Consider the following 6,152-nt stretch of genomic DNA (forward strand, 5'->3'; position numbering starts at 1 on the left):
GCACAAGTCTGCCGTGCCCACGGACATATTCGACAGGGAGTTGCGGGCGCTTCGACGCGATCGGGCGTTTGGGACCGGCCCCGAGCTGTTCCTTCACGAGCGAGCCTTGGACGACTGCCTCGAGCGGCTCGCGCTTGTCCGCCGCCAGTTCAAGTCCGCCTTGCTGATCGGCTGTCCGAACCCCGATTGGTCGAATCGGTTGAAGGAAGTCGTCGAGGCCGTCGAGACCGCTGACCCGGGCCCCCTGTTCGCCAGGGCCGCCGGTGGAATTTGCATCGCCGAGGATCGATGGGCGCCGCCCGAGAGGGCTTATGATCTCGTCCTGTCCATCGGGACCCTGGACACCGTCAACGACCTGCCGCGTGCCCTCCAGGCGATCCGCGCCTCGCTTGCTGAAGACTCGCTTTTCATCGGTGCGATCGCCGGCGGCCAAGGCCTCCCGCAGCTGCGCCTTGCGATGCATATCGCCGATCAGGCCATTGGAGGATCGTCACCGCATGTCCATCCGCGCGTCGAAGCGGGGTCCTTGTCGCCGCTGCTGACGGCCTGCGGTTTCATCATGCCGGTGGTCGATGTCGACCGGGTTCAAGTGTCCTATGAAACGCTCGAAAGCCTGGTCACCGACCTGCGTCGCATGGGCGCGACCAACATCCTCAAGCGAAGATCGCGCAAGCCACTATTGCGCGAGGCCAAATCCGCCGCGGAAGCCGCGTTCCGCTCGGCCGGCGACGGATCGCGGACCGTCGAGACGTTCGAAATCCTCCATTTCGCCGCCTGGACTCCGAGCGATTGATCCATTGTGGAATCTCACGGCTGAGAGCCCGTTAACGATATACGCGTGGTAAGTTGTTAACTGAGGCTTGTTTAGTTTGCGCACGTGGACGTGGACCAGAGGAGGGTGGCGTGGTCGCTATCCGAACGACTTTGCGCCGGTTGGTCGCCGACCAGGGCGGCGCAACTGCAATCGAATACGGACTTATCGTTGCACTGATCGCGGTCGTAGCGATCGGCGGCATTTCCGCCCTGGGCGGCGGCGCCGGCGGCATGTGGACCGGCCTTAGCTCCGAAGTTCAAAACGCCACATAACCGCGCGACGTACGACTAGGACCGCCGCGCCCCGTACACGACCAGCTTCACCTTGTTTCCGGGGATCAGCGGGCTCGCCGTGGTCAAGCCGTTGAGCGCCAGGAACCGGTCGAGCTGGAAATCCCGATAAGCCATACGGCCGGCCAGCGAATGCACGGTGTCGCCTAGGCGCACCGTCACCACGTCGATCACCCGCGGCCGGATGGAAGCCGCTTCCGCCGGCGAGATTCGCCGCAGCGATTCAACCATTTGGACGAACGGACCAATGCCCGCACCGCCGCGCGTCAACATAATGAAATGGTAGATGGTGCTCGGGTCCCACTGATAGGCCATGACGCTGACGTCGACCACGCCTGAAGACGTGTTCGCGCGCGCGGTCGTGAACGCCGCCGGGAAGCCGTTGATCATCGTCCGCTGAGGCGGCGGGATCATCATTTGCTGGCGCCCGCCGGTAAGCTGCTGGAACACCTGGTAGACGTAGTTCTCGATGCTGCCGCGGTAGCGGCCGCCGCTGAACTGGGCCTGGCCGCCCGAGCCCTTGATCGTCACCTCGCGGGTGCCGTTCTGCATCAGATAGCCCATCGGCACCGCGAACTGGATCCGCAGGTCGGGATGGGTGAACGACCGACCCTCGATAATTCCCTGCGCCGGGTCGTCGTCGACATAGACTCCTTCGAGCTGGGCCAAAAACTGGTCGCGGTTGCGCATCCCCTGGCCGAGGCGGCCAGTGGCGCGCGCAGCGGCCACCGCGCGCTGCAGACGGTTCTCGCTCAGCGGGTGGGTGCTCGCCCATTCCGGCGTCTGCCGGTTGGTCCGCCCCTGGGCGCGCGCCTGGATCGCGCTGGCGCGGCCAAGGGCCGCCAGGACTCCAGGGCCGCCGGCTGGGTCGTAGCCCGCCGCGAGCAGATAGCGCGTCGCCAGCGTGTCGGCCTGATACTCCTGGTCGCGCGAGAAGCTGAGCGTCGACAGCTGGGCCTGCTGCTGGCTCATCTGCGCGATCGCGCTGCCGATCCCGCCGCCCAGCAGGCTTCCGAGCAGGGCTCCGAAAATGCCGCCCATGCTGTTGCGGCGCGCCGCGGATTGGCGCGCGCGGTGGTGGTTGGCGGCGATGTGCCCGGTTTCGTGGCCCAGAGCGAAGGCGAGCTGGGACTCGTCGTCCATCAAGGTCAGCAGCTGGCGGGTGATGTAAATATAGCCGCCGGGCACCGCCATCGCGTTCTCGACCGCCGAATTGAGCGTCGTATAGTGGAAAGCGGCACCGGGATTGACCACTCCCGAGTAAGCCGCGAGCCGGCGGCCGACCGATTGGACATAGGCGCCTCGAGCGCCTGTTTCGGCGCCGCCGAACTCCTGGACCAGCTCGGCATGCTGTCGCCGCGCTTCGGCAACCTCGCGCGGGTCGAGATGGCGGCCCGCCTGCGCCGGCAATGCCGCCGGAGTGATAGCGACCGCGGTCGCGGCAAGCAGCAGGACGGCCTTACGCATACCAAAACCTCCGATGTCCAAGTACTTTATGAATCGGCCATTGAACGGGAGATGACTGCTTGTGGTTCCGGAACGACCCGTCAGCCGATGGCGAGGAACTTGGCCCGGCGCTGGGTTCGAAGCTCGTCCCCGCCGAGCGCGGAACAGCCGTCGAGCTCCTCGACGATCGCCCCCTTGATCGCGCCGATCGCCGCGTCCGGGTCGCGATGGGCGCCGCCGAGCGGCTCGCTGACGACCCGGTCGACGACCCCCAGCGCCTGCAAGTCGAAAGCCGTGATCCGCATGGCTTCGGCGGCTTCCGCGGCCTTGTCGGCGGTCCGCCACAGGATCGAGGCGCAACCTTCGGGTGAAATCACCGAATAAACCGCGTGCTCGAACATCAGCACGCGATTGGCGGCGGCGATCGCGACCGCGCCGCCGGAGCCGCCTTCACCGAGGATTACGGCGACGATCGGCACCCGCACGTCGAGGCATTGCTCGGTCGACCGGGCGATCGCCTCCGCCTGGCCGCGCTCTTCGGCCTCGACTCCAGGAAACGCGCCGGGGGTGTCGACGAGCGTGACGATCGGGATCGCGAACCGGTCGGCAAGCTGCATCAGCCGGATTGCCTTGCGGTAGCCCTCGGGCTTGGCCATGCCGAAATTATGCTTGAGCCGCGAGGCTGTGTCGTCGCCCTTCTCGTGGCCGATGATCATCACCCGCCGCCCGTCGATGCGCGCGAAGCCGCCGACGATCGCCGGGTCGTCGCTGAACGCTCGGTCGCCGGCCAGAGGTACGAACTCGTCGGCCATTCCAGCGACATAATCATTGAAGTGCGGGCGGTCGGGGTGCCGCGCGACTTGCGACTTCTGCCACGGAGTCAGCCGCGAATAGGTTTCGCGAAGCAGCTTGGCCGACTTCGCCTCGAGACGCGCGATCTCGCTGTCGATGTTGATCGATCCCGCAGTGGCGGTCTCGCGCAGCTCCGCGACGCGCGTCTCGAGCTCGGCGATCGGCTTTTCAAAATCGAGGAAGGTCAGCATTCGCGGCGGCGGGTAGGACGCGCCTCACTTCGCGTCAACGACCCCGCCCTCACGTCAACGATCCCGGTCAGCGAGCGGGTGGCGCGCGTTCACCAGCTCGACCAGCCGCGTACTGTCGACATGGGTGTAGATTTGGGTCGTCGCGATATCGGCATGGCCGAGCAGCGATTGCAGCACTCGAAGGTCGGCGCCGCCCGACAGCAGATGGGTCGCGAATGCATGCCGAAGGACGTGCGGGCTGACTCGCTCGGGGGAGATTCCGGCCAGCGACGCGATCTCGCGGACGATCTGGAACAGCCGGACCCGGCTCAAATGCCGCTTGCCGCTCGGGAACAGCCACAGGCTGTCGTTCGGTACGAATTGCAGCCAGCGCTCGACCGCCGCCTCCGCCCGCGAGGAAATCGGCACCAGCCGCTCCTTGCTGCCCTTGCCGCGGAGAATCACGAACGGCTGCCCCTTGCGCAGCGAGCCGCGCCCGAGCGTAACCAGTTCGCTGGCGCGAAGGCCCGAGCCGTATAGCAGCTCGAGCAAGGCCAGGTTACGAACCGCCGCCGGCTCACCGCTCGCCGCTCGATCCTCGACCGCCTCGAACATCGCGGTCACCTCGCGCTCGTCGAGGATCCGCGGCAATGGCCGCTCGAGCCTCGGCCGAGGCAGGGCTGCCGACGGATCGTCGCTCCGCAACCCTTCGTCCATCAGGAAACCGAAGAAGCGCCGAAGGGCTGCCGATCGCCGCGCGACGGTCGCCGGCGAGAGCTGCGCCCACTGGCGGCCAAGGCCCGCAAGCGCCTCCGCGCCCGCCAGGCCCAGCGATCCCCCCGCGTCGTCCGCCGCGCGCTTCAAGTCGTTGCGATAGGCGGCCAGCGTGTGCGGCGATGCTCCCGCCTCGGCCGCCATCATGTCGAGGAACCGGTCGACCAGCGCCCGATCTTCGTCGGTCACGCCTCGTCCGTCACGTGCGAGCGAGCGCCTCGGCGGCGATCATCCTGGCGGTGAACCCCTGCCCGGTCCGGTTGAGCGCAGCGACCGCGTGATACAAATGGGACGAGGGCAATTGCTCGAAACTCGCCGCCTGGAAGCCGGCGCCGGCAAGCACCATCACGCTGCCCGACTGGCCGAGCGCCGCCGACCCGTCGATCATCTTCGTCCATCGAGTCCGATGCCCGATCCGCAGGCCGTGTCGGCGGTTGAGCCGGTCGGCGCTGCTTCCGTCGAGTCGGCCAAGCCCGGCGAGGCCAGCGACCAGCAGCGCGCTGCGCTTCTTGGCGCGGCTCTGGTCGCGGCCGATGAACGCGTTGACTCGGCCAACGCTGACGTCAAGCCCCCGAGTATCCGGAGCGGCAAGCGCCAGCATCGCCCAGCTTTCATCGGCCAGGCGATCGTCCATCCGGCGAACCGCCGCGTTCCATTGCGCCGCCTCGCGATCGTAGCCGCCGGCAAGCATCGAGGCGATCAGCTCCGGAGCATCCTCCTGCAGGTCGGGATCCGGCGCGATCAACGTTGCGGCGCGGGCGGCCAGCGCGCGGGAAGCTTCGCTGTCCAGCCGCCCGTCGCCGATCGACCACAGCTTGCGGAGCGCCGCCATGCGCGTGTCGCGGTCGCGGCCGACGAACGCCAGTCGAACCTGCCACGCATCGGTTTCCGAAAGCTGGTCCGCGTCGGTCGCGTCGTAGATCAGCGAGTAGAGGTCGATCAGGGATTGGGACGACAGCACTCCCAGGCCGGCCGCGATCCGCGCGGACTCGAGCCGCTGCTGCGGAGACAATAAGGGCGCTCGGGCCTGCCACGCGCGCAATCGCGGCTCCGCCGAGCTCAGCAGCCGATCGGGCACGGTCATCCCGGTCGCGGTCGCCAATCCGAACCGCCAGCTATTGAGGCGATCAACCGGATCCCATTCGACGGTGACCGCTCGGCCGGTGTCGGCGCCCGCGCCGACGACCTTCTGGGCAAGCACCAGGTCGATGCCGCCGATCCGGCCGCGCCGCCGGGCGGAGTCGATCTGCGCGGCGGCGCTCTCCGGCTCACCCGACAGCGATGCGCACATCGCGTCGACCAGCGGGAAGATGGCCCGCTCGACGTCCCGAATTCCATCCTGCAGCGGGCACAGCCCGGACGGGTCGGCACTGGCGAGTGCGCTCTGCACCGCCACCTGGAACATCTTCGGAGTGAAATTGTCGACATCGACCCCCGAGACCAGCATCCGGGCGGCGTCCGCCTCGCCCATCCGGAGCAGCAACCAGGCGCGCTCCGCGGTCCAGTCGACCGGGTGGACGTTGCGTGGTGCCCGGGCCCTGGCGAGCAACGCATTGCGAAGCGCAATATGCGCCCAGCGCGATGCGATCGGGGCCTCGGTTCGGCGCATCAGGCTCGACAGGAACGCCCCACTCGCGGCTCCCCATGGGTTCGCGCCCAGCCCGAGCCCAAGCGGGTCGAGCCGGCCGACAACCCAAGGGTCGCGCCGGGCATGGTCTGGAAGCTCGACCGGCGGCGCCACGACGGGAAGCGCGATTTCGCCGATCGCGACCATCCCCGTCTCGCTGTCGATCGAGGGACCGGAGG

Annotated in this window: 6 protein-coding genes; 2 read left to right on the forward strand and 4 right to left on the reverse strand. The window is 67.8% G+C overall.

The genetic code is table 11. From position 1 onward, the window contains the following. Nucleotides 1–13 precede the first annotated feature (13 nt). Nucleotides 14–793, forward strand: a complete 780-nt coding sequence (locus H0T81_RS11190; RefSeq protein ID WP_294013112.1) for a methyltransferase domain-containing protein — start codon at nt 14–16, stop codon at nt 791–793. 110 nt (nt 794–903) lie between these two features. Continuing rightward, nucleotides 904–1,086 carry a Flp family type IVb pilin gene (locus H0T81_RS11195; RefSeq protein ID WP_294013115.1) on the forward strand — a complete coding sequence of 61 codons (183 nt, stop codon included), beginning with the start codon at nt 904–906 and terminating at the stop codon, nt 1,084–1,086. Nucleotides 1,087–1,101: 15 nt separating this feature from the next. Here H0T81_RS11195 and H0T81_RS11200 read toward each other — a convergent pair whose 3' ends face one another. The 4 genes from H0T81_RS11200 to H0T81_RS11215 all read right to left on the reverse strand — a co-directional run. Continuing rightward, the gene (locus H0T81_RS11200) at nt 1,102–2,571 is read right to left on the reverse strand and encodes a M48 family metalloprotease (RefSeq protein ID WP_294013118.1); all 1,470 of its coding nucleotides are present in this window, start codon (nt 2,569–2,571) and stop codon (nt 1,102–1,104) included. Between the two features lie 80 nt (nt 2,572–2,651). Then, on the reverse strand, nt 2,652–3,593 hold the full coding sequence (locus H0T81_RS11205) for an acetyl-CoA carboxylase carboxyltransferase subunit alpha (protein ID WP_294013120.1): 942 nt from the start codon (nt 3,591–3,593) through the stop codon (nt 2,652–2,654). Nucleotides 3,594–3,647: 54 nt separating this feature from the next. Then, a complete protein-coding gene (locus H0T81_RS11210; protein WP_294013122.1) occupies nt 3,648–4,535 on the reverse strand; it encodes a tyrosine recombinase in 888 nt (295 codons plus the stop codon). A gap of 10 nt (nt 4,536–4,545) precedes the next feature. Next, nucleotides 4,546–6,152, reverse strand: a 1,607-nt coding sequence (locus H0T81_RS11215; RefSeq protein ID WP_294013124.1) for a hypothetical protein, incomplete at its 5' end; no start/stop codon positions are given.

Origin of the sequence: Sphingomonas sp., assembly GCF_013812825.1 — a bacterium.
Lineage (GTDB): Bacteria > Pseudomonadota > Alphaproteobacteria > Sphingomonadales > Sphingomonadaceae > Sphingomicrobium.